Source organism: Catenovulum adriaticum (assembly GCF_026725475.1).
In the GTDB taxonomy this organism is placed as follows: Bacteria; Pseudomonadota; Gammaproteobacteria; order Enterobacterales; family Alteromonadaceae; genus Catenovulum; species Catenovulum adriaticum.
The window spans coordinates 1,603,815-1,629,883 of record NZ_CP109965.1 but is presented as its reverse complement, the minus strand read 5'-3'; the positions used below and the strand labels follow the sequence as shown (position 1 = coordinate 1,629,883).

Genomic DNA, 26,069 nt, shown 5'->3' with positions numbered 1-26,069 from the left:
CTAAATCAAGTGCTAGTTGGTTTTATCTTTATACGTTTTTATAATTTATTATTAATTAATCCCAACACGCAATATTGATGTAAAATTACATATACAAACTAAGGTGGCGCCATATTACAATTAAAATAAATAAGTTATACGCCGCTTAAGTTTTAATCAATGCTTGTTTCCTGCGTGTAGGCTGATAACATCCTAATCAAAATATCAATAATTGCACTGACTTAGTTGAATTTAAACAATGAAACAAACTTCATTACCACTTGAAAGTACACCTGATACAAGCTTATCTTCAAAGGCGGACTCTAAAAAAATAAAAGCGGGTTCGAGCGTTCAGGTGAATTCTACCGATCGACAAGATGTCAACCTACCTAAAAAAAAGAAGCACCATTTGGGTTTATTACTAACTCTTGTTTTAAGCAGTTTGGTGCTATTGTTGGCTGCAAGCCAATGGTTAACTGAAACAAAGCAGCAATCTTCGTTGTTAAACTACAATCAACATAGTCAAGTGTTAGCTCAATTATTAGTAACACAAGAAACCTTAATGAGTCACCCAACTTTGGTTGATCAGCAGCCTGATTTAATTTTAAACGGCCTTCAAAAAACCGCTAAGCAGCTAGCATTAATGAGTCAGTATCCTATTTTTAAATCAAATTTTAGTGCATTTGAACAAAACTTGAATAACGCGCTTAATCAGCAAAATAAAATAGCGGCTAACCTAACAGCACATCAACAAACTCAGTTAGCCTTTGCCGAGCAAATTAAAACCATTGACGACGCTAAATTTAATTTAGCCCAAGCATTAAAACCAACAATTGAGCGTTTGCAAACTTATAAAGTACAAGCCGAGTTTGAAAAATTGACAGCAAATGCCAACCGTAGCGAGTTATTTAACGCTTTGAATCAACAGCAAGGCGAAGAAAAATTTGAAGCCTTACAAGCCAGCGCGGAAAGCTATATACAATCGATAGAAGCTAGTTTTTATGTTCATCAGTCGGCAGATTTACAACGTTTTATTGAGCAATCTCAAGCTTCGGAAAAAGCGTTTCAACAAGCGCTTAGAGATTTTTCAGATATGCCAACACGCGTCGCATTAAAAAATTGGTATCAAACGATTAATGACAACCAAAATTTAACGTATCCAGAAATTAAACGCTTTAATTTAAATAGGTTAGAGTTAGAGCAGCAACTTAATCAACAAATTAATAGCTGGAAAAATACATTCAAAAAGAGCCAACATTTATTGATACAAATCAATCAACACAGGCTAAAAAATGAGAATAATTCAGTAAACCCAGCTATATTATTAGTTATTATTGGGCTTAGCTTGATTCAAATTATTGTTTTGTTAAGCAGGTTTGTTAACACCCGACACATTTGAATATAAATTTTTGTGTGCTTTTAACGCAATCAATATTAACCTAGCTAGTTTCTTTTTTAATTTTGATAAAGGCGACTAGGAAACGTGTTTAGTTACAACTAAATAGGAAATTAGAATGGAATTAGCAGAATCACTCAACGCCATCTATTTATCAGCTGAAGATATTAATATTGCCAGTTCGCTATTATATTTAGCTTATCATGATGATCCTTTTTTTATGGATTGTTTTGCAAGCCATGAAGATGGATACGAGCAAAGATTACGGGCCGCCATCCGCGAAGAATTATTAGTATTTTATGATCGGTCTCAACCTATGGTTGGAATTTATAACGACGATGAACATTTATTAGCCGTGGCTTGTTTAATACAGCCAGGTGCTGGCTTTGGCGCTGAACGATTTTGGCATTGGCGTTTAAAAATGATGTTGACGACAGGCTATGTATCTACTCGAAATATGATTGAGAAAGAACAAAAAATTCGCGAAAAAATTCCAGCTGAAAACTATTATTTAATGGCATTTGTTGCTGTGCATCCTCATTACCAGCATCATGGTGTAGGGCATTATTTAATGCAAGCCATAGATACCATGGTACAAGAAAACCAAGCGAGTGAAGGGGTAGGGGTTTTAGTGACAGTTGAAAAATACCAAGGTTTTTTTGAGGCGGCAAATTACAAAAATATCGCGCAATTAACCGTGGGTAAAGTGGGTTGTTCGTTAATGTTTAAAGAAAAAAGCAACTAAAAAATATCCGCTTTTAGACAAAACAAACCACAAAGCGAAAGTTAACAACTCGTTAACTTGCTTAACGCTATATACCCGTGTTAAGCAAGATACGGATTTCAGCCGGAGAAAAAATGCATGAGACAAGATAAATTGTTGTTGATATAGTTATTCGACATCAAAACAATTGGACGCAGTATCAGGCATTGTTAGCCCGGCCCTTTGGGAGCTTCACAGCGCTGTGATAGCTCTGAAACATGCACCTTGAACTAGCACGGGGATATACTATGACTCGTACGCTAGTGGATCGGTCAAACCATTTTGCTCGAATGCTTCTAAGCGTTCCTGACAAGCCCCGCATTGACCACAAGCTTTTTCTCGGCCGTTGTAACAAGTCCAGCTTTTTGCGTAATCTAAACCCATTTTTAAACCATGCGCCAAAATTTCAATTTTTGAATTATTTAAAAATGGAGTTTCAATATCAACGGGTTGATAATCGGCGATGGCGCAAACCGCCTTCATTTTTTCGACAAATTCGGGTCGGCAATCAGGATAAATAGCATGATCGCCAGAATGTGCCCCATAAAAAACTTTTTTGGCTCCAATAGAAACCGCATAGCCAACCGCTAACGACAATAAAATCATATTTCGGTTTGGAACAACTGTCGATTTCATGCTGTCTTCTTCGTAATGACCTTCCGGTATTTCAATATCATCCGTTAATGAAGAGCCCGCTAATAATGTATTAATTGCAGAAATATCCACGACTTTATGATTAACTGATAATTCATCACAAACGGCTTTGGCAAAATCTAACTCTTTTAAATGGCGTTGCCCATAATTAAAAGATAAAGGGTACACCTGATACCCCTCGGCTATCGCTTGATTGAGCACGGTAAATGAGTCCATACCCCCAGAATAAATAACAACTGCTTTTTCAGACATGATTTCCTCAAAAAATAGCCTATAATGCGCGCTAAGTTTACTGATACCAGCAGAGGTTACAAGTCTGATATGAATTATCCTGTTAATGAAATTTTTGAAACGATTCAAGGCGAAGGCTGTATGACGGGCGTACCGTCTATTTTTATTCGTTTACAGGGCTGTCCTGTTGGTTGCTCTTGGTGTGATACTAAACATACTTGGACGGTTGAAGACCAACATAAAGTCGATGCCAGTCAGGTGATTGATGTTTCAAATGAATCAAATAACTGGGCAGAATTAAGCAGTGAAAAAATTATTGAAATAGTAAAGCAGTATCAAGCTAAACATATTGTGATTACTGGCGGCGAACCCTGTTTGTACGATTTAACGGAATTGACAACTCAGTTGGATGGAATTGGCTGCTCAACTCAAATTGAAACCAGTGGTACTTTTGAGATTAAAACATATGACAAAACTTATGTGACGGTTTCGCCAAAAGTGGGGATGAAAGGAGGCTATCAAGTGCTGACTTCAGCGCTAAACCGAGCTGACGAAATTAAACACCCAATCGCGACAGAGCAACATATTGATGATTTAAAAGCATTATTATTACAGCGGAATTCAGATAAAGTAATGACAGTTTGCTTGCAACCTATTAGTCAAAAAAAGAGAGCAACAGAGCTAGCGATTGAAACCTGTATTGCTAATAACTGGCGTTTGTCGGTGCAAGTTCATAAATATTTATCAATAGATTAAAAAATAAAAAAAGAGGGGATTATGGAAGTCTATTTTTTAACCGTAGATGTGTTTACTCAATCACAATTTCAAGGGGCTCAAATTGCAGTCGTGCCAGACGCTAGCCAATTATCTGCAGAGCAAATGATGCAAATAGCTGCTGAATTTAATTTATGGCGAACGGTTTTTATTATGCCAAGTGAAAAAGCCAGCAAAAAAATACGGGTATTTAATGGTAAAAGGGAATTTGATTTTGGCGGGCATCCTACCTTGGCGGCTATTTTTTCAATTGCACACTTAGCTCAGCTTGAGTTTGTAGAAGGCGACAATGAGTTTACCTTAGAAGAATCGCATGGTTTAGTGAACTGCAAAGTGAAAATAGAGCAAGGCTTGCCAGTATTTAACCAATTTACGATTAATGCATCGCCTGAATACGATGCTTTTACACCTACACAAGCTGAGTTAGCTGATATATTAACAACAGAGCCAAAAGATTTAATTGTAAACCAATATAAACCTATGCTGGTTGCGACCGAAATTCCTTATCTTATTGTACCTGTTGATAATATCCAAGCGTTAAAAGCGGCTAGTTTTAATTATCAAGCTTGGGCTATTTCAACTGCTCCGGCGACGTGTGCCAATGCAATATTGTTGTTCTGCAAAGCGGAAAATTCAAACTCAGCAGATTTTCATTGTCGGTTACTAGGGCCTGTCTTTAGTACCCATGAAGATCCACCTGTTGGTGCAGCAATGCCAGCATTTACCGGTTATTTGAATCAGTTTGAGCATTCGCCAGAAAAATTTGTGGTTGAACGTGGGGTATATCAACAAAGATTTAGTTACTTACACATTAACTTAGTTTCAAACGCTAATGATAAGATTCGTGTCAATATAGGTGGTCACGCAACTTTGTCATCAAAGGGCAGTATGATTGTTTAATTGTCTGTTTGGGTAAATTGTTAAGGTAGCGGCCAAAATTAATGGATGCAGGTTTTGTTATTTAATTAAAAAACCTGCAGCTCCTGCACCTGACTTGCTAATCAGCTAACTGCGCATATTCTTCTAAAATTTGCACACACCAGTTATGAATGCGTTCTTCACTGAGTTCAAACTGTCTTTCATCATCTAAACTTAACCCGACAAATTGAGCGTTGTCTTTGGTTAATGCTTTAGAGGCTTTAAACTCGTAACCTTGATTTGGCCAATAGCCAATGCGATGTGTGGTGTTATGTGCAATTGCATCATGTAGCATACCAATTGCATCTTGAAACCAATCGCCGTAGTCTTCTTGATCACCTTGGCCATAAATAGCAATTGTTTTGTTGGTTAAGTCTAAGCTCGCAACATCTTGCCATTTTGATTCCCAGTCTTCTTGTAACTCGCCAAAATCCCATGTCGATATGCCAAAAATGATAAAATCATACTGCAAACATTGCTCAATTGGCGTATCTTTAATATTAAAGATATCGACAATGTCAGCGCCAATAAAAGCTTGTATTTTTTCAGCTGACATTTCTGTATAGCATGTAGTAGAACCGTAAAATAAACCTATTTTCATTATAACAACTCGAAATTTAAAACTGCGACTATTGTAACAAAAAATGAAGAAACTTAAGCAATATTACCTAGATGATTTTATAGTTTGTGGCAAAAATCGAGTCATATACCCAACGCATATTCTAAATGTGTTGAGTATAGAATGAACAGGGAGAACATTATGAAGCCATTAGCGCAGGCTTTGGTTAATACACCTATAGGTAAAATAGCCATTTTTAATACCGAGGAAAAATTAACTCGAATTGATTTATATGCTGACAGTTTTCCTTATCAAGTTGCCGATGCCAACGTGTTAACTGAAGAAATCACCTCGCAAATTAATGCTTATTTTAAAGGGCAGCATATCGCTTTTGACTTACCTTTATGTCGTCAGGGCACCGATTTTCAACAAAAGGTATGGCAGCAACTGCAGACAATTCCTTATGGTGGCAGTTTAAGCTATGGCGAATTGGCTAAAAAAATAGAATCAAGTGCACGTGCAATTGGCGGCGCTTGTCGGCATAATCCTATTCCAATTGTTATTCCGTGTCATCGCATCGTCGCGGCAAACGGAATTGGTGGTTATTCAGGTCAGTGGCGATTAGGTCAAAAGGTTGATACAAAACAATGGTTGTTAACTCATGAAAAAAAATGGTGTTAAGCACCAAGTTAAAAAGCAGTTTCCATTAATTGAAGATTTTATCCAACATTTATGGTTAGAGAAAGGCTTAAGTCAAAATACGCAATCAGCTTATCAAACGGATTTAAGTCAATTTGCTTTATTTATTTATAAGCGTGACTTAACGTTAGAAACTGTATCGACTACAGATATTGAAAGTTATATGCATGAACTCAAGCGTATAAAAATTAGTGCGCGTAGTGCAGGTCGAAAATTAAGTTGTTTAAAAAAGTTTTATCATTTTTTAATTCTCGATAAAATTATAGAGCAAGATCCTACCCGAGAAATCGAAACGCCTAAACAAGCGTTATATTTACCAAAAAGTTTATCTGAGCAAGATGTAGAAGCCTTACTCAATGCCCCCAATTTAGAAGATGCGATAGAGCTTAGAGACAGAGCCATGCTTGAGCTATTGTACGCGACCGGATTGCGCGTAACTGAGCTGGTATCGCTACAATACGAACAAATTAACTTTAGATTAGGTTTAATTCGCGTAATAGGTAAAGGTAATAAAGAACGGTTAGTACCGCTTGGTGAAGTCGCCTTAGAGTTTATTCAAGTTTATTTAAAGTTGGCTCGGCCTCAACTCAATACAAAACAAAGTCCTATTTTATTTTTGAGTAAAAGGGGCGTGCAAATGACTCGACAAACATTTTGGCATCGCATTAAAATTTATGCACTGCGAGTTAATATTACGAGTAGTTTATCGCCGCATACGCTTCGTCATGCCTTTGCTACGCATTTAGTGAATCATGGTGCAGATTTACGCGTTGTGCAAAGCTTATTAGGACACAGTGATTTATCAACCACTCAAATTTATACGCATGTAGCCACTCAAAGATTGCAGCAGCTACATCAAACTCACCACCCTAGATCATAGGGCGCAATTTATGCAAAAGGTTAACTCAATAGCCTCAGTTTAGATAATAATTTCAAGTGATAAATTTTAGCTTTCTGCTAAGGTATCAATAGAGCTAATTAATATTATAAAAAAGGGTCTTTTATGGATATTACCGAATTATTGGCATTCAGTGTTGAACACAAAGCTTCTGATTTACATTTGTCGGCCGATGTGCCCCCGATGATTCGGGTAGATGGCGATGTACGAAAAATCAATATTCCTGCGTTAAATCATAAACAAGTTCATCAGCTGATTTATGACATCATGAATGATAAACAGCGAAAAGAATACGAAGAACATTTTGAAGCTGATTTTTCATTTGAAGTGCCCGGCCTTGCTCGATTTAGGGTTAATGCGTTTATTCAAAATAGAGGCGCAGCAGCTGTATTTAGAACTATTCCATCTGAAGTATTAACATTGGAAGATATCCAAGCGCCAGATATTTTTAAAGAGTTATCAGACAAACCCAGAGGTTTAGTACTAGTAACAGGGCCAACTGGTTCTGGTAAAAGTACAACTTTGGCGGCCATGGTTGATTACATTAATCAAAACAAACATCATCATATTTTGACGATTGAAGATCCCATCGAATTTGTACACCAAAACAAACAGTCACTGATTAATCAGCGTGAAGTGCACCGCGATACTAAGTCATTTAACAACGCACTCCGATCAGCGCTGCGCGAAGATCCAGATGTTATTTTGGTGGGTGAAATGCGAGACTTAGAAACGATACGTTTAGCAATGACAGCTGCAGAAACCGGGCATTTGGTGTTTGGGACCTTGCACACCACCTCAGCACCTAAAACAATAGACAGAATTGTCGATGTTTTCCCAGCTGCGGAAAAACCTATGGTGCGTTCTATGCTTTCAGAATCGTTACAAGCTGTTATTTCGCAAACCTTATTGAAAAAAAGTGGTGGCGGGCGAGTCGCAGCGCACGAAATTATGGTTGGTACGCCAGCGATACGTAATTTGATTCGTGAAGATAAAGTCGCACAAATGTATTCGGCTATTCAAACAGGCATGGGGTTTGGTATGCAAACTATGGATCAATGCCTAACGGATTTAGTTAACCGAGGTATTGTTACACGTCAAATTGCCGCTGAAAAAGCGACTAACAAACAACAATTTTAAGAGCAAGTTATATGCTAATTGAATCTTATTTAAAACAGATGAGCGAGCTAAATGCCTCTGATTTGTTTATTACTCAAGGCCGACCCGTTAGCGCTAAAGTTAATGGTGAAATGCAGGCACTGGACGACACTTTATTGTCTGCTGATGACAGCCATAAACTCGTGATAGATACCATGACATTGGCTCAACAAAATGAGTTTTTAAATAGTAAAGAATGTAACTATGCAATAGCACTTGAAGGTATAGGTAGGTTTAGATGCAACGCCTTTGTCCAACGCGAATATACAGGCATGGTAATTCGTAAAATAAATACAGATATTCCCAGTGTAGATGCGCTTAATTTGCCAAATGTGTTAAAAGAAGTGATTATGGCTAAGCGCGGTTTATTTTTATATGTTGGTGCAACAGGCACAGGTAAATCGACCGCACTAGCTGCATTAATGGGTTACCGCAATCGTAACTCTCGAGGCCATATTTTAACCATTGAAGATCCAATAGAATTTGTTCATCAACATGAAAAATGCATTATTACCCAACGTGAAGTTGGGGTGGATACTGAGTCGTTTGATGCGGCGTTAAAAAGTTCACTTCGTCAAGCGCCAGATGTCATTATGATTGGTGAAATTCGTTCGGCTGAAATTATGGAATATGCCTTGTCATTTGCTGAAACTGGCCATTTATGTGTTGCCACTTTACATGCTAATAACGCAAATCAAGCGATTGATCGCATTATGCATTTAGTGCCTAAAGATTTAAAAGATAAGCTCATGTTTGATTTGTCGCTTAACTTAAAAGCAGTCGTAGCGCAGCAATTGGTGCCAACTAAAGATGGTGAAAATCGCGTAGCAGCAATTGAAGTTATGCTAAATTCACCGTTAATATCAGACATGATAGCGCGCAATGATTTAGGCGGCATAAAAGAAGTGATGGAAAAATCACGAGAGTTGGGCATGCAAACCTTTGATCAAGCATTATTTGATTTATACGAAGCAGGCCAAATTAACTTTGCCGATGCGCTCGCACATGCTGATTCACCTAATGATTTAAGGCTTAAAATAAAATTAAGAAGCAATCAAGCTCATGGTGGCCAAGGGTTTTTAGATGGAGCAACGGTTGATTTAGACTAATCTGAAAAACATTATGTTGCTTGAGATATAAGTAATGCATATGTAAAAAAGCCGGATTTGAAATAGCTTATTATTTAAATAAGGCATTTCAAATCCGGCTTTTTATTTTGCTAAATTCGTCTGGTAAATTAAGCGCTTTTATTTTCGCTTAACAATTCTGCTTTCAACCAATTGATGGTTTCTTTATATTGCGAAGGTAGCATTGGTTCAATTTGCTCAAGTGCAATTTGAATATTCTTTTCGCCGGTTTTACTAAAGTTTATATGACCTACTTTACGACCTTCGCGAACTGATTTTTGGTACCAGAATAATTCAGAACCTTCAACTGATAGCCAATCTTTATCTAGTTCAGTACCAATTAAATTGATCATAAAGTTAGTATTGCGAACGCTTGGCTGAATCATAGGTAAGCCTGTTACACATCTTACATGGCTTTCAAACTGGCTGATATTACTGCCGGCTTGAGTCCAATGTCCGCTATTATGAACTCTTGGCGCTATTTCGTTAATCAATAATTCATCATTAACATGGAAACATTCCATCGCCATAACACCAACATATTCTACGGCATCCATTAATTTAGTTAGCATAGCTTCAGCTGTTGCTTGTAATGGTTTAAGCCTGTCTAATGGGCTGATTGACGCGGTTAAAATACCATTTTGATGAAGGTTTAAGGTTAATGGATAAAAATAGCACTGGCCATTTTGGTCTCGAACCCCAATTAATGAAACCTCTTCATCAAACTTAATACCTTGTTCAGCAATTGCGTTTTCATGCCAGTCATCTGGTATGGTGCTGTTTTTGGCTTGTGTTAGCCAATGTTGGCCTCGACCGTCGTAGCCACCTTTTCGGCGTTTTAATAAAACCCGTTCGCCTAAATTTTGAAAAATTTTAGCTTCGGTATCGTCACTTTTTACCAACTGCCATGGCGCAGTTGCTAGGCCCAATTTGTCTAATAAAGATTTTTGCAAATACCTGTCTGCTATGGTTGCAAAAAAGTCTTGATTAGCAAAATTGTTATGTGACGATAATACATCAGTGACCGGAGTTTTCGGCCATTCTTCTCGCTCTGCGGTAACAACATCGTTGTCATCTAATACAGGCGGCTTTGCTGCATCAATATCAATTGGATTGACTTTGACACCCAAAGGGTAGGCTGCATGCTGTAACATGTTACCAAGCTGTCCTGCGCCTAATACCCATAAAGTTTTATTAAAATAACCAGACATTATGCTTCTTCTCTAGGATCCGAGTTGGCTAATACAGTTTCGGTTTGTTGCTCGCGAAAGGTTTCAATACGTTGCGCTAATGCAGCATCATTATTGGCTAAAATTTGAGCCGAATATAAGCCTGCATTATATGCGCCTGCATCACCAATTGCTAAAGTACCAACGGCAACGCCCTTTGGCATTTGCGCAATTGACAATAAGCTATCCATGCCGTTAAGTGCTTTACTTTGTACAGGCACACCTAACACAGGTAAACGTGTTTTCGACGCAACCATACCTGGTAAATGTGCAGCACCACCAGCGCCAGCAATAATAACTTGATAACCGTTGTCTACTGCTTGTGCTGAAAAGCTAATGAGTTTATCAGGGGTTCTGTGAGCAGAGACAACTTCAACATTGTATTCAACTTCAAGTTTGTCTAAAACATCTGCTGCATTTTTCATTGTAGCCCAATCACTTTTTGAGCCCATTATAATGGCGACTTTTGCTTTCACCTTTCACTCCTGTTAACACCAGTAAAGTTTCAATCACTGGTCATATTTTGCAACTATACTTAAATAACTTTAACTCGGTACTATTATAACCAGATAGATTCATGCGGTTATAATTTTAAAAAACCGAGCTAAGCCAACTAAAACCGAAAGTTGCGCTAAATTCAGTATCACTAAAAACCAATAGTAAAAGCACCACGTTAACGTAGTGCATCTTTAGGTATTTAGTATGATGTTTGGATAACAAGGGGGTATCCACACTTGCTATCAACTTAGTTTAATGCGAAAAATTGGTCATTTAGCTGTGAAAATATTTTTCAGCTTGATTGCGATTGCATTAAACAGTAATGATAACATGGAACGGCTTATAAAATACAAATAAAAGATTTAGGTAATTTAATAAATGAAACTTTCTCAATTTGGCAAACAGCTTACCAATGACGCGGGCATTGTCGATTTAATGGCTGATTTAGGTGAAGCGCTCAATGTAAACCCAGACTTATTATTTTTGGGGGGTGGTAATCCTGCTAAAATTGAAGCCTTTGAACAACTTATTTCACAGCATTTACATCAAATCGCAGATGATCCGGCCGCGCTGAATCAATTGGTTGGTATTTACCAGTCTCCGCAAGGCTCAGAAATTTTAATTGATCTTTTGGTTGATTATTTTAATCAGTATTATGATTGGCCAATCACGCGTGACAACATTGCGTTTGCCAATGGCAGTCAATCCGCCTTTTTTATCTTAATTAATATGTTAGCGGGCTCCGATGGACAGCATCACAAACATTTTTTATTTCCATTAGTGCCGGAATATTTAGGTTATAGCGATCAGGCCTTAGGTGATGATTATTTTATTGGGTGTAAACCGCAAATAGCTTTAATAGACGATGATATGTTCAAGTATAAAATTGACTTTGAGCAGCTTGAAATCACCGAAAAAACCGCCGCCTTATGTATTTCTCGGCCGACTAATCCAACAGGTAATATGATAACGGATCACGAGCTTAATCATTTATCTGAACTGGCACGGGAGCATCAAGTACCGCTCATTGTTGATTGCGCGTACGGTGCGCCATTCCCTGATGTAACGTATCAGCCTAGCCAACATCCATGGGATGATAATCATATTAATGTTTTTAGTTTATCTAAATTGGGATTACCAGCGGTGCGAACCGGGATTATTATTGCTAATAAAACGGTTATCCGTGAATTTGTTAAAGTTAATACCATTATGAGTTTAGCAAATGGCAATTTAGGGCCAGCGTTACTGACCAAATTGCTTAAACAGCAACAACTTAACTATGTATGTGACAAGCTTATAAAACCATTCTATCAAATTAAACGAGATTGGCTTATGGCAGAAATTAGACGTTTATTTGTTGGTATTCAATACCGTATTCACCAGCCAGAAGGTGCTTTCTTTTTATGGATTTGGTTTGAAGGGTTACCAATTGATTCAACTAAGCTATATCAATTACTGAAACAAAAAGGCGTTTTAGTCATGGACGGCTTACCGTTTTTCTTCGCTTTAGATGAAGATTGGCCACACAAACATGAATGTTTACGCCTGTCATATTGCCAGCCAGAAAAGGTATTAACTCAAGCGGTAGAAATTATGGCTGAGGTTATCAAAAATTTAAAATAATTGATTAAAAATAAGAGGCTTAAGTAACTTAATTTTAATTTAGTTAAATCACGAAAAAAAAGATTGCGAAAATTTTTTTTAATGCAATGATACGCGAAAAATCCCCCATAAAGCGATTTTTTAAACTAGGCTAAAACAGGAAACTGTTATTTAAGGTAATTATTTAGGAAATCGAATGAAAATAGCCATTTTGTCTCGCAACGCCAATTTATATTCTACTAAACGTTTAAAAGAAGCGGGGGAAGCCAGAGGCCATCAAGTAGATATTATCGACACTTTGCATTGCTATATGGATATCACCAGCAGTAAACCGGGTGTTAGATATCAAGGTAAAACTTTACCCAAATACGATGCCGTAATTCCAAGAATTGGTGCATCAGTTACGTTTTATGGCACGGCGGTTGTTAGGCAGTTTGAAGTATCGGGCACCTTTAGCGTAAATGAATCTGTCGCAATCAGTCGTTCACGCGATAAACTCAGATCTTTGCAGTTATTATCTCGAAAAGGTGTGGGCTTGCCTAAAACGGGTTTTGCGCACCACCCGGATGATATAAGTGATTTAATTAAAAATGTAGGTGGCGCGCCAGTTGTTATTAAACTATTAGAGGGCACTCAAGGGATAGGGGTTGTACTGGCCGATACTGAAAAAGCAGCGACTAGTATTATTGAAGCTTTTATGGGATTAAAAGCGAATATTTTAGTGCAAGAGTTTATTAAAGAAGCGGGCGGTGCTGATATTCGATGTTTAGTCGTTGGCGGAAAAGTAGTTGCAGCCATGAAACGCCAAGCGGGTGAAGGTGAATTTAGATCTAATTTACATCGAGGGGGTACAGCTGAACTTGTTCGATTAAGTAAAGACGAGCGTGCTACCGCTGTAAATGCCGCTAAGGTGATGGGGCTTAATGTATGTGGGGTTGATTTACTGCGTTCTAACCGAGGGCCAGTGGTAATGGAAGTTAATTCCTCACCCGGTTTAGAGGGGATTGAACGTGCAACTCAAAAAGATGTTGCACAAATGGTCATTGAATTTATTGAAAAAAATGCTAAACCTTACGCAACTAGAACGAAAGGCCAAGGCTAAAGTTTACCCCAAAACCTAGGGGCTGTTGACCTTTTGGGTACAATTTTGCAGCAGTTTGTTTGGTATTTATACAAGGCATAGCGATTGACGTGTAGTGGGCTACATAAATGAGCTATAACACAGTAGAAATGCTAAACAAACGCTGCCCTTCGGGTTCGTCCTAAACGCTTTTTGCTCTTTGTTGCTCGATATTGACATAGAATAACTATGCTACATATCTCGCGTCGCGATCAAAAAGCGTTTAGTTAGAACAAAATTTGTACTCCAAACGTCAACAGACCCTAGAGATTAGATTAAACAAAGGGTTAAGCGTGATCTGTGCGCTTAACCTGCTCAATTGTTATAAGGAAGTCGATATTTGAATAGCACAACCACCGCACACGAACCTTTTGAAATAGCGGGTATTGACGTTAAACCCGGCGAGTTTAAAACGATTGATTTACCCTCTGTTAAATTATACACCGATGTTGATATTTCAATGCCGGTTCATGTTATTCGTGGAAAACGACCAGGACCGACTATTTTTATCAGCGCGGCTATACATGGCGACGAACTTAACGGTATTGAGATTATTCGCCGTTTGTTAGATAAAAAAACGCTCAAATCGCTAAAGGGCATTTTAATTGCTGTCCCCATTGTGAATGTTTATGGTGTATTAAATCAAAGCCGTTATTTACCAGACCGGCGAGATTTGAACCGCAGTTTTCCTGGTTCAGCCAAGGGGACGTTAGCGGGACGCGTTGCTCATTTATTTTTAAAAGAAGTTGTGCACAAGTGTGATTATGGTATCGATTTGCATACGGGGGCTATCCACCGATCGAATCTGCCACAAATTCGAGCTAATTTAGATGATCCTGAAACACGAGATTTGGCTAAAGCCTTTGGCGTGCCTGTTTTGCTTAATTCTAATATTAGAGATGGCTCGTTAAGAGGTGCCGCCGGTGAGCAAGGCGTTAAAGTGTTATTGTACGAAGCTGGCGAAGCGCTAAGATTTAATGAGCTGTCAATAAGAGCTGGTGTCTCAGGTATTTTAAATGTTTTAGCCTATTTGGGGATGATACGTAAATCAATAAAACAAAAAAACTTAGAGCCTTTTGTTGCGCGATCTAGTAGTTGGGTCAGAGCCAACTCAAGCGGTATATTGCATGCGCTTAAACATTTAGGTGATTTTGTTGAAAAAGGCGATTTATTGGCTGAAATTGGCGATCCACTCGGCTTTGAAAAAGAGCCTTTATATTCAAATGTATCAGGCATTATTATTGGTAAAAGCAATATTCCTTTAGTTCATGAAGGCGAGGCTATGTTTCATATTGCCTATTTTAAAACCAGTGATGATGTTGCCGGTGAAGTAGAGCAAATGCCAGAAACCTTTTTACCAGATGATTATTCGAGTGTGATTCAATGAATATAAACATGGTTTTATTAATTTTAGTGTTAACTGTGGGCTACTGGCTAAGCCGACAAGGCGTTAGCCAAGTTATCCGAAAAATTGGTCGTGAAAAGAAAATCGACAATAAACGAGTGCTTTATGTCAAGGCCGTGATTAATTTTGCGCTATTAATGGTTTTTCTATTAATTGGCAGCATTTTATTGGGCATTGATTATAGCCATGTCGCGATCTTTTTCTCATCTGCATTTGCAGTGATTGGGGTCGCTTTTTTTGCTCAATGGTCGATTTTAAGTAATATCACCGCCAGTATTATTGTATTTTTCTTTTTTCCATACCGGGTTGGCGATAAAGTTAAAATTGTTGATGGTGAAAATACTATCAGCGGACGTATATATGAAATTAGCTTGTTTCATGTATTGCTCAAAGACAAAGACGAAATTATAACTTATCCAAATAGTTTAGTTTTTCAAAAAGCAGTGATTATTAATCCAAGTGAAGAGCACAGTGTGGATAAAGCTCAAAGCTCGTCAGTTGAACCAATACCAGCCCCGATCGAGCATAAGCCAAATGAAAAATAAAATAATAGTAGGCGCACTAGAGGTGTGTCATTTACCTAAATTAGGGATAAAAAATTTATCCGTTAGAGTGGATACAGGCGCGCAAACGTCTTCAATTCATGTTGATAATTTGAAAAAGGTGACCAAAAAAGGCAAACCTTGGGTTGAATTTGATATTCATCCTAATCTTTATGATGTGAATGAAGTAACACGCTGCGAATCAAGCATTAAAGATATTCGCTGGGTTAAAAGTTCAAACGGGACTCGCCAACAAAGGTTTGTAATTGAGACCGATTTTCAAATAGGTGAGCAAAGTTGGCCGATATTAATTACGCTAACTGACCGCTCTGATATGACTTACATGATGTTATTGGGGCGAGAAGGGATGAAAGATAAAATTTTGGTTGATCCGGCACAAACCTTCTTATGTGAATGATTAATAAAAGCGTGTTTATGCTTGTTTATAATTTATGCTCAAAGCAAAAACTGCCTATGAGTTTAAAAACGCACAAGCAATTAACACGCTCTCATCGCTCAAGTTGAGTATGGTAAGGTTTGGTATAAATCCAAAATCGGCTTAGCTGAATACATAACTAAAACTGAGTGTAATTAATACCGGAATAACACAAATATTAATAATGGTACTGGATTTTAATTGTGTTTTTACCGACAAACCATAAAACATCAAAATAAATGACCACACGCTAAATACATCAAAAGTGGCTGCAAATGAAAATAAAGCATCGCCGGCTTGTAACCCTAAAATTTGATTAATAGAGGTTACTTGTAAATCATACAAATTAAATTGGTTGCTGCCCGTTATCCATAACACAATCACAGATAACAATAGTTGAGCAACTGTAGGTAGTTGCACCCACCAGTAAAATCCAAACCAGTCTTTTAAGGTATCGGTATTATGTGAATCTAATTTAGTGGCAATATTTAAATAAGTGGCAACTAATAAAGTTTGTAATATGAGCATTAAACTACTGCTAATATGGCTTGAGTAACGTATTAATTCGGGTGTTAATTGCTCGGCTAACGCTTGTTGCTCACTCGGACTTGCCTGAGCTGCGAGGCTATTTAAGCTGTCGGCTATTAGCCACTGAATATCCACCTGAGCAAAATAAATAAGCCAAAATAGTTGTAGTGAAATTATAATCAGTAAAAATGGTATCCAACCACTAATTTGTTGCTGTTGGATTTGTTGAAACGCAAATTTGGGGCGACTGATTAACGCCTTGATGATAGATAATGGCATGACAATATTTATACTCGTTTACTTCAAAGGTTGTTCGGAAAGGCTAAAACCATATAAAAACACATTTTTTCAGTTTACCATAGCATTGCGGCTGAGTTTTAAACTTTATTAAGGTGAGTTTTGTTTGTTCAGACCCTAGGTAAAAATAATATTTAACCTCAATTCGGGTTAATGAACTGGTTTAAAACGGCTTTTTTTCACGGGGACTGCGTTAAATTCTCGCAAAAATTCTCGTTATAAACCATGCAGAGCTATCAAGTTAAATCATTCAATTAGTTAAAATACACCTTAACCCGAGTTAAGGTTATTTATATTCGCGATAAGTGACTTTTTACATGTTAAATCTCAATGGTATTTCAAAGCGTTTTTTGCTTAATCAAGCTGATAAAGTCAATCAAGCGGGCATGCCGGACCCACGTATTCAAGGACGGTATTTCCAAGCGCTAGAGCAGATCTCGTTAGACTGTAAGCCCGGTGAAGTATTGGGGCTACTAGGTCAAAATGGGGCCGGTAAAACCACGCTATTACGCATTTTGTCCACCGCATTAACACCAGACCAAGGCGATATTCAATTTAATCATCAGCGGATAAAACAAGATATTAAGCTATATCGGAAGCAAATTGGCTTTTTATCGGGTACAACCGGCCTTTACGAGCGCCTTAGCGGATATGAAAATTTAATTTATTTTGCCCGTTTGTACGGTTTATCTAAAACAGAAGCGGCCAATCGCATTCGCCAGCTGGCGAGCGGTTTAAACTTAAATGATTTTTTACATCGCAAATTATCTGAATATTCAACTGGCATGAAGCAGCGAATTGCCATTGCACGTGCCGTATTACATCAGCCTAAATTGGTTATTTTAGATGAGCCAACGACAGGGTTGGATATTATTGCAAAAGAAGTCATTTTAGATTTTATTACCTATTTGAATAAACAAGGTGTCAGCGTTATTTTTTCAACTCACGATATGTCAGAAGTCTCTCGGTTATGCCACCGTGTGTGTTTAATTCATCAAGGTAAAAATCAGTTTATTGGTACGATTGAACAGCTAAAACAACAAACTCAAACGGTCGAGTTACATCAAGCCATTTTGAGCTTAATGTCATCTGAGATCCCTAAATTTAAGATGGAACAAATTTCATGTTAAGTGTGATTTATAAAAAAGAATGGCTTGAATTAACACGCGATAAAAAAACACTCATGTTTATGATTTTGTTACCTATGTTGATCTTTCCTGCTATTTTTGGTTCTTTGGCTTTGTTTGCCGTTAAAACGATAGAAGAGTCCCAAACTCGACCGCTGAATTACTTAATCATAGGCGCTAAATCTGATAATCCAATCCATCAAGCATTGGCAAATGCCTCCGGTATACAGGCAGCTAAATCGACTGTTTTAGCTGAAAATAATCTTCCTGAAAACCAACTTAATTCAGATTCTAAAACATGGCAGCAAGCACTCAAAAATCAAAGTATCGATTTTGTTTTAATAATCAATGCCGACTTTGAAACCAAATTAAAACAATATCAGCAAAATATTTGGCAATTACATTTTTATAATACCGATGGTATGCGCGCCGTGGCAAGTCGAGTTGTGCCCATTATTAACCAGTTGAATGCCCAGTTAACTGAACAAACGCTGGCTGAATTTAAACTAACGCCAATACAAAGCCAGGCGATTATTAAGCCCATTAAGGTAGAGCAAATAAATATCGCGCAAAAGAAAGAAAATTTAGGTAGTCAATTAGGCGGTTTTTTAACTTATATATTGCTGCCGCTTTGTTTATTGGGTGCTATGTATCCAGCAATTGATATGGGCGCTGGTGAAAAAGAGCGAGGTACTTTGGAGTCATTAATTATCACGCCTGTTAGTGCCACTGAAATCGTATTAGCTAAATATTTAACGATTTGCAGTGCATCGTTTTTAGCGGCATTAATGGCTATTTTAAGTTTTATGTTGTGGGGATTTATATTTGCGCAAGGGTTAGCCATTCAATTTGTGATTGATTTGGTTGGTACTTTAGGCATAAGCGATTTATTTTTTGCGCTCTTAATGTTGTGTCCTTTGGTCTTTTTTATTTCGGCTGTGGTTTTAAGTATTTCAATTTATGCCAAAAGTTTTAAAGAAGCTCAAAACTTTATGGGGCCTTTGAGTTTATTGGTGTTTATTCCGTTAATTGTTGCTATGTTGCCAGGAATTAAGCTTAGTTGGGGTTGGGCTATGGTGCCTATTAGTAATGTGGCTTTAGCCGTGAAAGAAATTTTAAAAGGCCATGCAGAGTTTGGTATGTTAAGTATTATTTGGTTAAGCCAGTTAGGTTTAGCTGCTGTGATGCTAGGCTTTTGCATCTATTGCTTTAATAAAGAAAGCGTCTTATTCCGAACTTAAAGCCAGAACTTAAAGCCGATAACACAAACAAAGACGATAAATAGCAGAGGCTGATTGATATAAAGTATTTGTAATGAGCATAAAAAACCACAGCACTATGCTGTGGTTTTTTGTTTTAAATAAAAACGTTAACGCTGATTTTTATAAAAATTATTTATAAAAACCAATGTGTTGATGTAAACGAACAGACATACTTTCAGTATCATTTACAAAATCTAACTTATTTGCCATTGCACGCATGGTTGATAAAATTTGATTAAAATGCTTACCATAACCATAGCTGGTCATATCAGATTCAGCAGCAACAAAGACAAATTGAACGCTATCAGCGAGTTTTTTGGCTGACCATTTACAGGTATAACCACAAACTTCTTGTTTAGGGTTATAACCAATTCTAAATAGCTCACCATCTTTACTTAAGCTCTCTTCATCTTGGCTACGAACCACTGGTACTAAGTCGTTTGCCAACATATAACCGTTATTTAAATTGTGTTCTTTAGCGCTGTTAATAAAAGCTTCAGAAATCATAGTATAAAGCGGGTTGTATACATCTTCTGCGCTTTTATCTATATCTGCCATTTCACGAATGCGTCGGCTAATTGGCATATCTATTACCGCATAACTTTGAGCGTCAATCACTTCAGGTAATTCAACTTCATCCACTTTAAAACGGTTTCGGATAGAGCGTAATTTATGTGCTTGAGTGCCGTCGTGGCCTTTTTCTTTAGCAAATAAATCAAAGGTTAAATGTTGGTGATCACAAACCCGAACTGAGTTTTCGGCTAAACCCGTTTTAGCGCTAAATTGACTAATAGCATCTTCGACTTTTTTATGAAAATGAGCAGAGTTTGCTCTGATGTCACGGCCGTTAGCTAAAAATAACAATTTAATTTTTTTAGCGCGTTTGTCTGCATCAAAATAACTGCTTGAATTAAAGTGATAACAAGGGCTATATAAAAATAAAATTTGTTGTTCGGTTTGTGAGGTTAAGCGTTCAGGGCTGTAACGCACACGGATAAATTTATCATTAGCAACAAATTGACAGCTTTCTAGACCTAAGTCTGCACAAATATCAAAAAAGGTTTTTGCCATGTTTTCATAGCAAGCTTGATAATTGTCGCCTTGTTTAGCGTCTGAATATTTTTTAATTAATGCATCGCTAAGTTCAAATTTAGCAAGGAGATACTGGTTTTCACGCGTATTTGCAGGAATATAAAGTTTATGTTGAGCGCTTCGTTTTCTGATAATTGACATTTTTTCCCCTTTATCATGTTATTTTTGGCTGCAAGTGATTATTAACGAGTGGTTAATGTGCACTTTGTCCATAATTATTTGTTTTCATTCTTATTTAAAAAACCGAAAATTACAAGTAGCTTAGAATAAAAGCGAACAGATATAATTTGATTTTGTTGACGAAATTGAACATTCTTTGATTTTTTTAGTTTTTAGTCGGCTCAGTGTATACTCTTTTATTTAAATGTTTGGCAAATGACTTAAGCGCAAGCGACAGGGTATAGCCAAAATTATGTTATGTTGCCCTTAATTATGCATCCCAATAATCTTCACCAAGCGCGTTATCCAATTGAAAAATTAGTTGCCGTTTGTTCGCAATTAAAAAAACATATTAAACTAACGCCTAATAATGAAAAAACAATTGATTTTTCACAACCAGAAGCAGTGTTTTGGTTAAATAAAGCGTTACTTCAGTATTATTATAAAATCGATTTTTGGCAGCTGCCTAAAGGTTATCTTTGTCCGCCTATTCCCGGGCGGGCCGATTATTTGCACTATGTGGCGGATTTATTAGCCAGCTCTACCGAAAATCAGCAAATTCCTAGGGGCAAACAGGTTAAAGTTGTTGATATTGGCACGGGGGCAAATTGTATTTATCCGTTATTGGGTGAAGCTTTATTTGGTTGGCAGTTTATTGCAACCGACATTGACCCTGTGTCGGTTAAAAATGCGACTCAATTATTAACTCAAAATAAGTGTATCAGTCAGGTTAAACAGCAAACGAGCTCAAATCTAATTTTTGAAGGCATATTGAATAAAGAGAATGTGTTTGCCACTATGTGTAATCCACCTTTTTATCAGTCATTAAAACAAGCCGAGCAAGTTAATTTACGTAAACAACAAAAATTAAATCAAAACCGCCTTAAAAAAGGCTTACCTGCGTTAAAGTTAGTAAAAGGTCGTAACTTTGGTGGACAACAAGCCGAACTCTGGTGCGAGGGGGGTGAACTAACGTTTTTAACTACTATGATCAATGAGAGCAAAAAATATGCAAGCCAAGTAAAGTGGTTTACTAGTTTAGTTTCAGACAAAGCAAATCTGTTTCCACTTAAGCGTCGCTTAAAAGAGCTTAACGCAAAACAGATAAAAGAGATAAATATGGGGCAAGGGCAAAAAATTAGTCGAATTTTGGTTTGGCAGTTTTAACCCTACTATCAATTAAAACTAGAGCCTTGAGCCTATTTAAAATACAGGAGCTATGTATGCAAAATCAAACAGCGATTAAAATTGCGGTCATTGGATTTGGTAATTCAGCTAAGACTTTTCATTTACCTTTTATTCGCAACAACGATGCATTTGAGCTAGTTGCGGTTAGTAGCTCAAAAGAAGCAGAAGTTGCCAAGGCGTGCCCCAATATTAAATGTTACCCAGATGCTGAAACACTAATTCATCAAACACAAGCACAAGTAGTAGTGATAACAGCGCCTAATCATGTTCATTTTAGTTTAGCTAAACTGGCTTTAGAGCATAATAAACACGTTATTCTAGAAAAGCCTATGGCCAACACCAGTGCTGAAGCTCAGCAATTAGTGGATATTGCAAAAACACAAAACCGTTTATTAACAATTTATCAAAATCGACGTTGGGATGGTGATTTTTTAACGGTTAAAAAATTATTAGCAGAAAATAAATTAGGTGAAGTGAAATATTTTGAATCTCACTTTGACCGTTTCAGACCCGTGGTTGAAACACGCTGGCGAGAAGAAGCGGGCATAGGCAATGGAATTTGGTACGACTTAGGTGCACATTTAATTGATCAGGCGCTTCATTTATTTGGACAGCCAACAGCTGTAACAGGTCGAGTATTGGCTGCGCGTGATCATGCAAAAGCGGCTGATTATTGCCATGTTCAATTGCATTACTCAACCCACGAAGTGGTTGTACATGCCAGCGCTTTATCAGCCGCACCCAATCAAAGGTTTAGGCTAGATGGTACGCAAGGCAGCTATATAAAATATGGTTTAGACCCGCAAGAAAACCAATTAAAAGCAAATATGACACCAGCTGATGAAGCGTATGGGGTAGAAAGTCAGGCAGACTTTGGCACTTTGTATACCGCAGATTCACAAAAAAGTGTGGTCACTCAAAATGGCCGTTATCAAGATTTTTACAGCCACATGGCACAGGCAATTAAAGGCGAAGCAAAAGTGCCAGTCGCAGCCGAAGATATTGTGAATGTAATTAAAGTTATTGAATTAGCTAATGAAAGCCAAACAAGCGGAAAAACATTAAAGCTAACTTGATACCGGAGATTTAATCGCAGCCGAGTTTGATGTTTCAAGTACGGCTATGTCCTTGTGTCCTCGACTAAATATATCCTCGATTTTGCCTTTGGCTAATCGAGGCTACAGAATTATTCTTGGTTATGAAAATCGGAAATTGATAAAGGTTCTATAAAAGCATAATAAGTGTCAACCATATACGAAATCAGCATGAGAAATTAAAATATTAATTGTTTAGCGATCCTCGTAATGCCCACCAGTAGCAAAAATGTAAATGTAGCTATCATCGTATTTGTAAATGAGTCTATCTTTTTGCGAGATTCGCTTAGACCACAAACCTGACAGATTGTGTTTCAATGTCTCTGGTTTCCCTAAACCTTGATTGGGTTCACCCCGCAACATTTCTTTTAATATTTTACAAAGTGATTTATAAAGCTTTTTATCTTTCTCCCTTAATTGTTCATAAACAAGCCAAGTGTTACCTTCAAATATTAATGATCTCATCTAATTGCTCTTGAGTTGGTTTGTATCCAGCTTTGTTATTATGGGTTAATACCGAGTCGGCAATTTGCTGCATTAAGCGACTATTTTGAAGTACATAAAGTGTTTCTTGTTCTCTTTCCCAGTCTTCTGCACTCATGACAATAAAAGCCTCTCCTGCACGTCTAGTTACTTTAATGGGTTCATGTTCACTAACGGTTTGTTCGACATACGTTTTTAAATTGTCTCTAAATTGATTAACGCTGATACTGTCCATAACGCCCTCTCTTTTTTATGTACGGAATACTCGTACATTTTGGTTTTAAAAATATAACAAGTCAATTATGAACACACACAAAATATCGGCCTGCGTAGCTTCTTTGTGCTCGTTGCACTCCTTGAGTAAGCTTGCATTCGTTTAGCCAAACGAGTGTGAGCAATTATTCTTGACGCTTTATCTGGCGACAGAGCACTTGAGATTAGGCGATTTTGAGATTAAATAAGCAAAAAAATACTTGCGGTATCAAAAGCATCGGGAGAACTTTGACATTAGGGCCTGGATATAAACTGACACATCACAGCCATAATCTCATATCAATCATTATTCCAATATTGCCGTGAGCCTGTTATTTTGAACGGCTCGGCATTCAGCGCTGTGTATTGTCTTGGCTTTTGCCAGCTTTCTGTTAAAATGCTTGCTTTATCATTAACCTACAATGATTAGGTTAATTGAAATAAATATTATACGATTTGGGAATGTGGTGAAACTCCACAACTGTACCCGCAACTGTAATCGGGGCTAATCATTTAACCACTGGTATGAATAAAAATACTGGGAAGGGAATGTGAGGGCAATCTCTGAAAGTCAGGATACCAATCGAAAATGACCAATAAAAGCTTTGGTATATAGTTCAGGCCGCGTGCGGGAAAACACATGGTGAACGTTCATTATTTTAGCCTTTAAATAATGCCCAGCGCGATATTAATTAATATGTTGATATTAATTAACCTGTGGAAATGCGTTTACTTTTGTTGCTCACCTTACGCTCGTATTTAGTATTTTATTTGGCTTAATATGACAGCGTTATTATCAGTAAAACAACTTAGTTGGCAAACTCAGCACAAATCTATTCTTAGTGATTTAAATTTTGAGCTTAACGCGGGCTCAATTAATGCGATTGTAGGGCCCAATGGTGCTGGAAAAACCAGTTTACTGAGATGTTTGTATCGCCAAATTTCCGATTACCAAGGATATATTTCCTTATCTGGTCAGCCTGTTGAACAGCTAAAACATAAAATGCTGGCCCAGCAGATAGCTGTTGTTAATCAACATAGTGATATTCATTTTACGTTATCAGTTTACGAGATTGTTTGCATGGGGTTAATCCCACACTTATCACTATTTAGTCAAATCAATTCAGTGCAAAAACAATGGGTAGATAAAGTGTTAGCGCAACTGGATATAACAGACTTTAAAGATCGTGTGTTTAATCGGTTATCGGGCGGGGAACAGCAAAGAGTTTTAATAGCACGAGCTTTAGTGCAACAACCTCAGCTTTTGATTTTGGATGAACCAACCAATCATTTAGATGTTCATTTTCAGCACCAAATTTTAAGTTTAGTTAACCAACTCGGTGTGTGTGTATTAATGACTTTACACGATTTAAATTTAGCAGCGTATTATGCTGACAATATCTTATTGCTAAATCAAGGCAAATTGGTGGCCAGCGGCGTGCCTGAACAGGTATTAACCCCAAAATTGATTCAGCAAGTTTTTGAATTACCGGTTAGTTTAGGGATAAACCCGTTGAATAAAAAACAGCATGTATATTTTGCAGCGCCCGAAAATAAAGTCGCAATTTTTGAAGATCAAAACCACAGCAGGAGAAGTTGTGATAACCCGTAGTCATAAAAACGGTTTGTATTACTTGCTGGCAATCACCGCACTTTTACTTAGCATTTTAATGTCTTTCACTTTTGGCGCAGCTGAAACGTCTCCACTTGCGATTATTCAATGTTTAAGTGGCCAATGTGCAGATCAATTTGAGCAAACTTTGGTTTGGCAAATTCGCCTACCGCGTATACTTGCGGCTTTATTTTGTGGTGCAGGTTTAGCTGTAGCAGGCGCCGTATTACAAAATACCACTCGAAATCCTTTGGCAGAACCTTATTTATTTGGAGTAGTCTCCGGCGCAGGGCTGGGAGCCACTATAGTCAGTATTCTTGTGCCTGAACAAGCCGCTTTTTATTTACCTTTCGCTGCTTTTTTAGGCGCTGTATGTGCAATTTGTCTGGTTATGGTTGTTGGTTTATCCGCGCACGCTAAGCGAGCAGAATCTTTTATTTTAGCTGGGGTGGCGATTTCATTTATGTTTAGCGCCATTAGCCAGTTTTTATTATATATGGGGGATCCTTTTGCTACTAATCGAATTATGTTTTGGTTAATGGGATCCTTAGCTCGGGTAGAAATGGGAAATGTGGCTATTATTGCCCCAGTGATCATCATTTGCATTAGTACGGTGATGTTGTTTCATCGCCATTTAGATGCATTGTTGTTAGGCGATGAAAATGCGCAAAGTTTAGGCATTAGTGTAAGCTTGTTGCGAATGCTTATGCTGGGTATTTGCGCGGCATTAACCGCCACTTTGGTGGCTTATTGTGGTGGGATTGGCTTTGTTGGTTTAATGATCCCACATATTGTGCGCCATTGGTTTGGCGCAACCACGGCTAAATTAATAATTGGCTGTGTATTAGTTGGCAGCATTTTTTTGATTTGGGTAGATGTTATCGCTCGTACATTGATGGTGGGGCAAGAGCTTCCTATTGGCATTATTACGTCGATTTTAGGTAGCATTTTTTTTTTATTCATCATGCTAAAAAAACAGCAGTAGGA

The 26,069-nt window shown here is 37.6% G+C and carries 27 protein-coding genes and 1 riboswitch; of the genes, 19 read left to right on the top strand and 8 right to left on the bottom strand.

Annotated elements, in window-relative coordinates; all coding sequences use genetic code 11:
• Positions 1 to 238 precede the first annotated feature (238 nt).
• Positions 239 to 1,378, top strand: a complete 1,140-nt coding sequence (locus OLW01_RS07250; protein WP_268073103.1) for a hypothetical protein — start codon at positions 239 to 241, stop codon at positions 1,376 to 1,378.
• Between the two features lie 115 nt (positions 1,379 to 1,493).
• The gene (locus tag OLW01_RS07245; protein WP_268073102.1) at positions 1,494 to 2,120 is read left to right on the top strand and encodes a GNAT family N-acetyltransferase; all 627 of its coding nucleotides are present in this window, start codon (positions 1,494 to 1,496) and stop codon (positions 2,118 to 2,120) included.
• A gap of 264 nt (positions 2,121 to 2,384) precedes the next feature.
• Here OLW01_RS07245 and queC read toward each other — a convergent pair whose 3' ends face one another.
• Complete coding sequence (gene queC, locus OLW01_RS07240; RefSeq protein WP_268073101.1) at positions 2,385 to 3,044, bottom strand: 7-cyano-7-deazaguanine synthase QueC; 660 nt, start codon at positions 3,042 to 3,044, stop codon at positions 2,385 to 2,387.
• A 69-nt stretch (positions 3,045 to 3,113) separates the two neighbouring features.
• Here queC and queE point away from each other — a divergent pair, with 69 nt between their 5' ends.
• Both queE and OLW01_RS07230 read left to right on the top strand, forming a co-directional pair.
• Positions 3,114 to 3,779, top strand: coding sequence for a 7-carboxy-7-deazaguanine synthase QueE (gene queE, locus OLW01_RS07235; protein ID WP_268073100.1), 666 nt, complete (start codon positions 3,114 to 3,116; stop codon positions 3,777 to 3,779).
• A gap of 21 nt (positions 3,780 to 3,800) precedes the next feature.
• Positions 3,801 to 4,697, top strand: a complete 897-nt coding sequence (locus tag OLW01_RS07230; protein ID WP_268073099.1) for a PhzF family phenazine biosynthesis protein — start codon at positions 3,801 to 3,803, stop codon at positions 4,695 to 4,697.
• A gap of 97 nt (positions 4,698 to 4,794) precedes the next feature.
• On the opposite strand, the gene fldB is transcribed toward OLW01_RS07230, so the two are convergent.
• Entirely contained in the window at positions 4,795 to 5,316 is a 522-nt protein-coding gene (fldB, locus tag OLW01_RS07225) for a flavodoxin FldB (RefSeq protein WP_268073098.1), read from the bottom strand.
• 159 nt (positions 5,317 to 5,475) lie between these two features.
• Between fldB and OLW01_RS07220 the strand changes: the two genes are divergently transcribed.
• From OLW01_RS07220 to OLW01_RS07205, 4 genes are all read left to right on the top strand, one after another.
• The gene (locus tag OLW01_RS07220) at positions 5,476 to 5,955 is read left to right on the top strand and encodes a methylated-DNA--[protein]-cysteine S-methyltransferase (RefSeq protein WP_268073097.1); all 480 of its coding nucleotides are present in this window, start codon (positions 5,476 to 5,478) and stop codon (positions 5,953 to 5,955) included.
• Positions 5,936 to 6,853, top strand: a complete 918-nt coding sequence (gene xerD, locus OLW01_RS07215) for a site-specific tyrosine recombinase XerD (protein ID WP_268073096.1) — start codon at positions 5,936 to 5,938, stop codon at positions 6,851 to 6,853. The genes OLW01_RS07220 and xerD overlap by 20 nt, the downstream gene beginning before the upstream one ends.
• 123 nt (positions 6,854 to 6,976) lie before the next feature.
• Positions 6,977 to 8,011, top strand: coding sequence for a type IV pilus twitching motility protein PilT (locus OLW01_RS07210; RefSeq protein WP_268073095.1), 1,035 nt, complete (start codon positions 6,977 to 6,979; stop codon positions 8,009 to 8,011).
• Positions 8,012 to 8,022: 11 nt separating this feature from the next.
• Complete coding sequence (locus tag OLW01_RS07205; RefSeq protein WP_268073094.1) at positions 8,023 to 9,138, top strand: PilT/PilU family type 4a pilus ATPase; 1,116 nt, start codon at positions 8,023 to 8,025, stop codon at positions 9,136 to 9,138.
• A 128-nt stretch (positions 9,139 to 9,266) separates the two neighbouring features.
• Here the strand turns inward: OLW01_RS07205 and purK are convergent, their stop codons facing one another.
• Both purK and purE read right to left on the bottom strand, forming a co-directional pair.
• Entirely contained in the window at positions 9,267 to 10,367 is a 1,101-nt protein-coding gene (gene purK, locus OLW01_RS07200; protein WP_268073093.1) for a 5-(carboxyamino)imidazole ribonucleotide synthase, read from the bottom strand.
• On the bottom strand, positions 10,367 to 10,861 hold the full coding sequence (gene purE, locus OLW01_RS07195; RefSeq protein WP_268073092.1) for a 5-(carboxyamino)imidazole ribonucleotide mutase: 495 nt from the start codon (positions 10,859 to 10,861) through the stop codon (positions 10,367 to 10,369). The genes purK and purE overlap by 1 nt, the downstream gene beginning before the upstream one ends.
• Before the next feature lie 400 nt (positions 10,862 to 11,261).
• Here purE and OLW01_RS07190 point away from each other — a divergent pair, with 400 nt between their 5' ends.
• The 5 genes from OLW01_RS07190 to OLW01_RS07170 all read left to right on the top strand — a co-directional run bounded on the left by OLW01_RS07190 (position 11,262) and on the right by OLW01_RS07170 (position 15,970).
• Positions 11,262 to 12,506 (top strand): valine--pyruvate transaminase, encoded by a 1,245-nt coding sequence (locus OLW01_RS07190; protein WP_268073091.1) that lies wholly within the window; start codon positions 11,262 to 11,264, stop codon positions 12,504 to 12,506.
• A gap of 175 nt (positions 12,507 to 12,681) precedes the next feature.
• Complete coding sequence (rimK, locus tag OLW01_RS07185) at positions 12,682 to 13,587, top strand: 30S ribosomal protein S6--L-glutamate ligase (protein WP_268073090.1); 906 nt, start codon at positions 12,682 to 12,684, stop codon at positions 13,585 to 13,587.
• 358 nt (positions 13,588 to 13,945) lie between these two features.
• On the top strand, positions 13,946 to 14,992 hold the full coding sequence (locus tag OLW01_RS07180) for a succinylglutamate desuccinylase/aspartoacylase family protein (protein WP_268073089.1): 1,047 nt from the start codon (positions 13,946 to 13,948) through the stop codon (positions 14,990 to 14,992).
• The gene (locus tag OLW01_RS07175) at positions 14,989 to 15,555 is read left to right on the top strand and encodes a mechanosensitive ion channel domain-containing protein (RefSeq protein ID WP_268073088.1); all 567 of its coding nucleotides are present in this window, start codon (positions 14,989 to 14,991) and stop codon (positions 15,553 to 15,555) included. Before OLW01_RS07180 ends, OLW01_RS07175 begins: the two co-directional genes overlap by 4 nt.
• Positions 15,545 to 15,970, top strand: a complete 426-nt coding sequence (locus tag OLW01_RS07170) for an ATP-dependent zinc protease family protein (RefSeq protein ID WP_268073087.1) — start codon at positions 15,545 to 15,547, stop codon at positions 15,968 to 15,970. Before OLW01_RS07175 ends, OLW01_RS07170 begins: the two co-directional genes overlap by 11 nt.
• A gap of 141 nt (positions 15,971 to 16,111) precedes the next feature.
• Here the strand turns inward: OLW01_RS07170 and OLW01_RS07165 are convergent, their stop codons facing one another.
• Positions 16,112 to 16,795 carry a YIP1 family protein gene (locus OLW01_RS07165; protein WP_268073086.1) on the bottom strand — a complete coding sequence of 228 codons (684 nt, stop codon included), beginning with the start codon at positions 16,793 to 16,795 and terminating at the stop codon, positions 16,112 to 16,114.
• A 335-nt stretch (positions 16,796 to 17,130) separates the two neighbouring features.
• Between OLW01_RS07165 and OLW01_RS07160 the strand changes: the two genes are divergently transcribed.
• Complete coding sequence (locus tag OLW01_RS07160) at positions 17,131 to 17,943, top strand: ABC transporter ATP-binding protein (RefSeq protein ID WP_268073085.1); 813 nt, start codon at positions 17,131 to 17,133, stop codon at positions 17,941 to 17,943.
• Positions 17,937 to 19,181, top strand: coding sequence for an ABC transporter permease (locus tag OLW01_RS07155; RefSeq protein ID WP_268073084.1), 1,245 nt, complete (start codon positions 17,937 to 17,939; stop codon positions 19,179 to 19,181). The genes OLW01_RS07160 and OLW01_RS07155 overlap by 7 nt, the downstream gene beginning before the upstream one ends.
• Positions 19,182 to 19,331: 150 nt before the next feature.
• Here the strand turns inward: OLW01_RS07155 and OLW01_RS07150 are convergent, their stop codons facing one another.
• Entirely contained in the window at positions 19,332 to 20,435 is a 1,104-nt protein-coding gene (locus OLW01_RS07150) for a DUF3083 family protein (RefSeq protein ID WP_268073083.1), read from the bottom strand.
• Positions 20,436 to 20,711: 276 nt separating this feature from the next.
• Here OLW01_RS07150 and rlmF point away from each other — a divergent pair, with 276 nt between their 5' ends.
• Positions 20,712 to 21,620: a 23S rRNA (adenine(1618)-N(6))-methyltransferase RlmF gene (gene rlmF / locus OLW01_RS07145; protein WP_268073082.1), complete on the top strand. Its 909-nt coding sequence runs from the start codon at positions 20,712 to 20,714 to the stop codon at positions 21,618 to 21,620.
• Between the two features lie 56 nt (positions 21,621 to 21,676).
• Positions 21,677 to 22,717: an oxidoreductase gene (locus tag OLW01_RS07140; RefSeq protein ID WP_268073081.1), complete on the top strand. Its 1,041-nt coding sequence runs from the start codon at positions 21,677 to 21,679 to the stop codon at positions 22,715 to 22,717.
• Between the two features lie 213 nt (positions 22,718 to 22,930).
• Here the strand turns inward: OLW01_RS07140 and OLW01_RS07135 are convergent, their stop codons facing one another.
• Positions 22,931 to 23,200 carry a Txe/YoeB family addiction module toxin gene (locus OLW01_RS07135; RefSeq protein WP_268073080.1) on the bottom strand — a complete coding sequence of 90 codons (270 nt, stop codon included), beginning with the start codon at positions 23,198 to 23,200 and terminating at the stop codon, positions 22,931 to 22,933.
• Positions 23,181 to 23,453, bottom strand: a complete 273-nt coding sequence (locus OLW01_RS07130) for a type II toxin-antitoxin system Phd/YefM family antitoxin (protein WP_268073079.1) — start codon at positions 23,451 to 23,453, stop codon at positions 23,181 to 23,183. Before OLW01_RS07130 ends, OLW01_RS07135 begins: the two co-directional genes overlap by 20 nt.
• Positions 23,454 to 23,891: 438 nt before the next feature.
• Positions 23,892 to 24,072, top strand: a riboswitch (cobalamin riboswitch).
• A 179-nt stretch (positions 24,073 to 24,251) separates the two neighbouring features.
• Between OLW01_RS07130 and OLW01_RS07125 the strand changes: the two genes are divergently transcribed.
• Together OLW01_RS07125 and OLW01_RS07120 are read left to right on the top strand one after the other, a co-directional pair.
• On the top strand, positions 24,252 to 25,082 hold the full coding sequence (locus OLW01_RS07125; protein ID WP_268073078.1) for an ABC transporter ATP-binding protein: 831 nt from the start codon (positions 24,252 to 24,254) through the stop codon (positions 25,080 to 25,082).
• Positions 25,069 to 26,067, top strand: a complete 999-nt coding sequence (locus OLW01_RS07120; protein WP_268073077.1) for a FecCD family ABC transporter permease — start codon at positions 25,069 to 25,071, stop codon at positions 26,065 to 26,067. The genes OLW01_RS07125 and OLW01_RS07120 overlap by 14 nt, the downstream gene beginning before the upstream one ends.
• Positions 26,068 to 26,069: the final 2 nt, after the last annotated feature.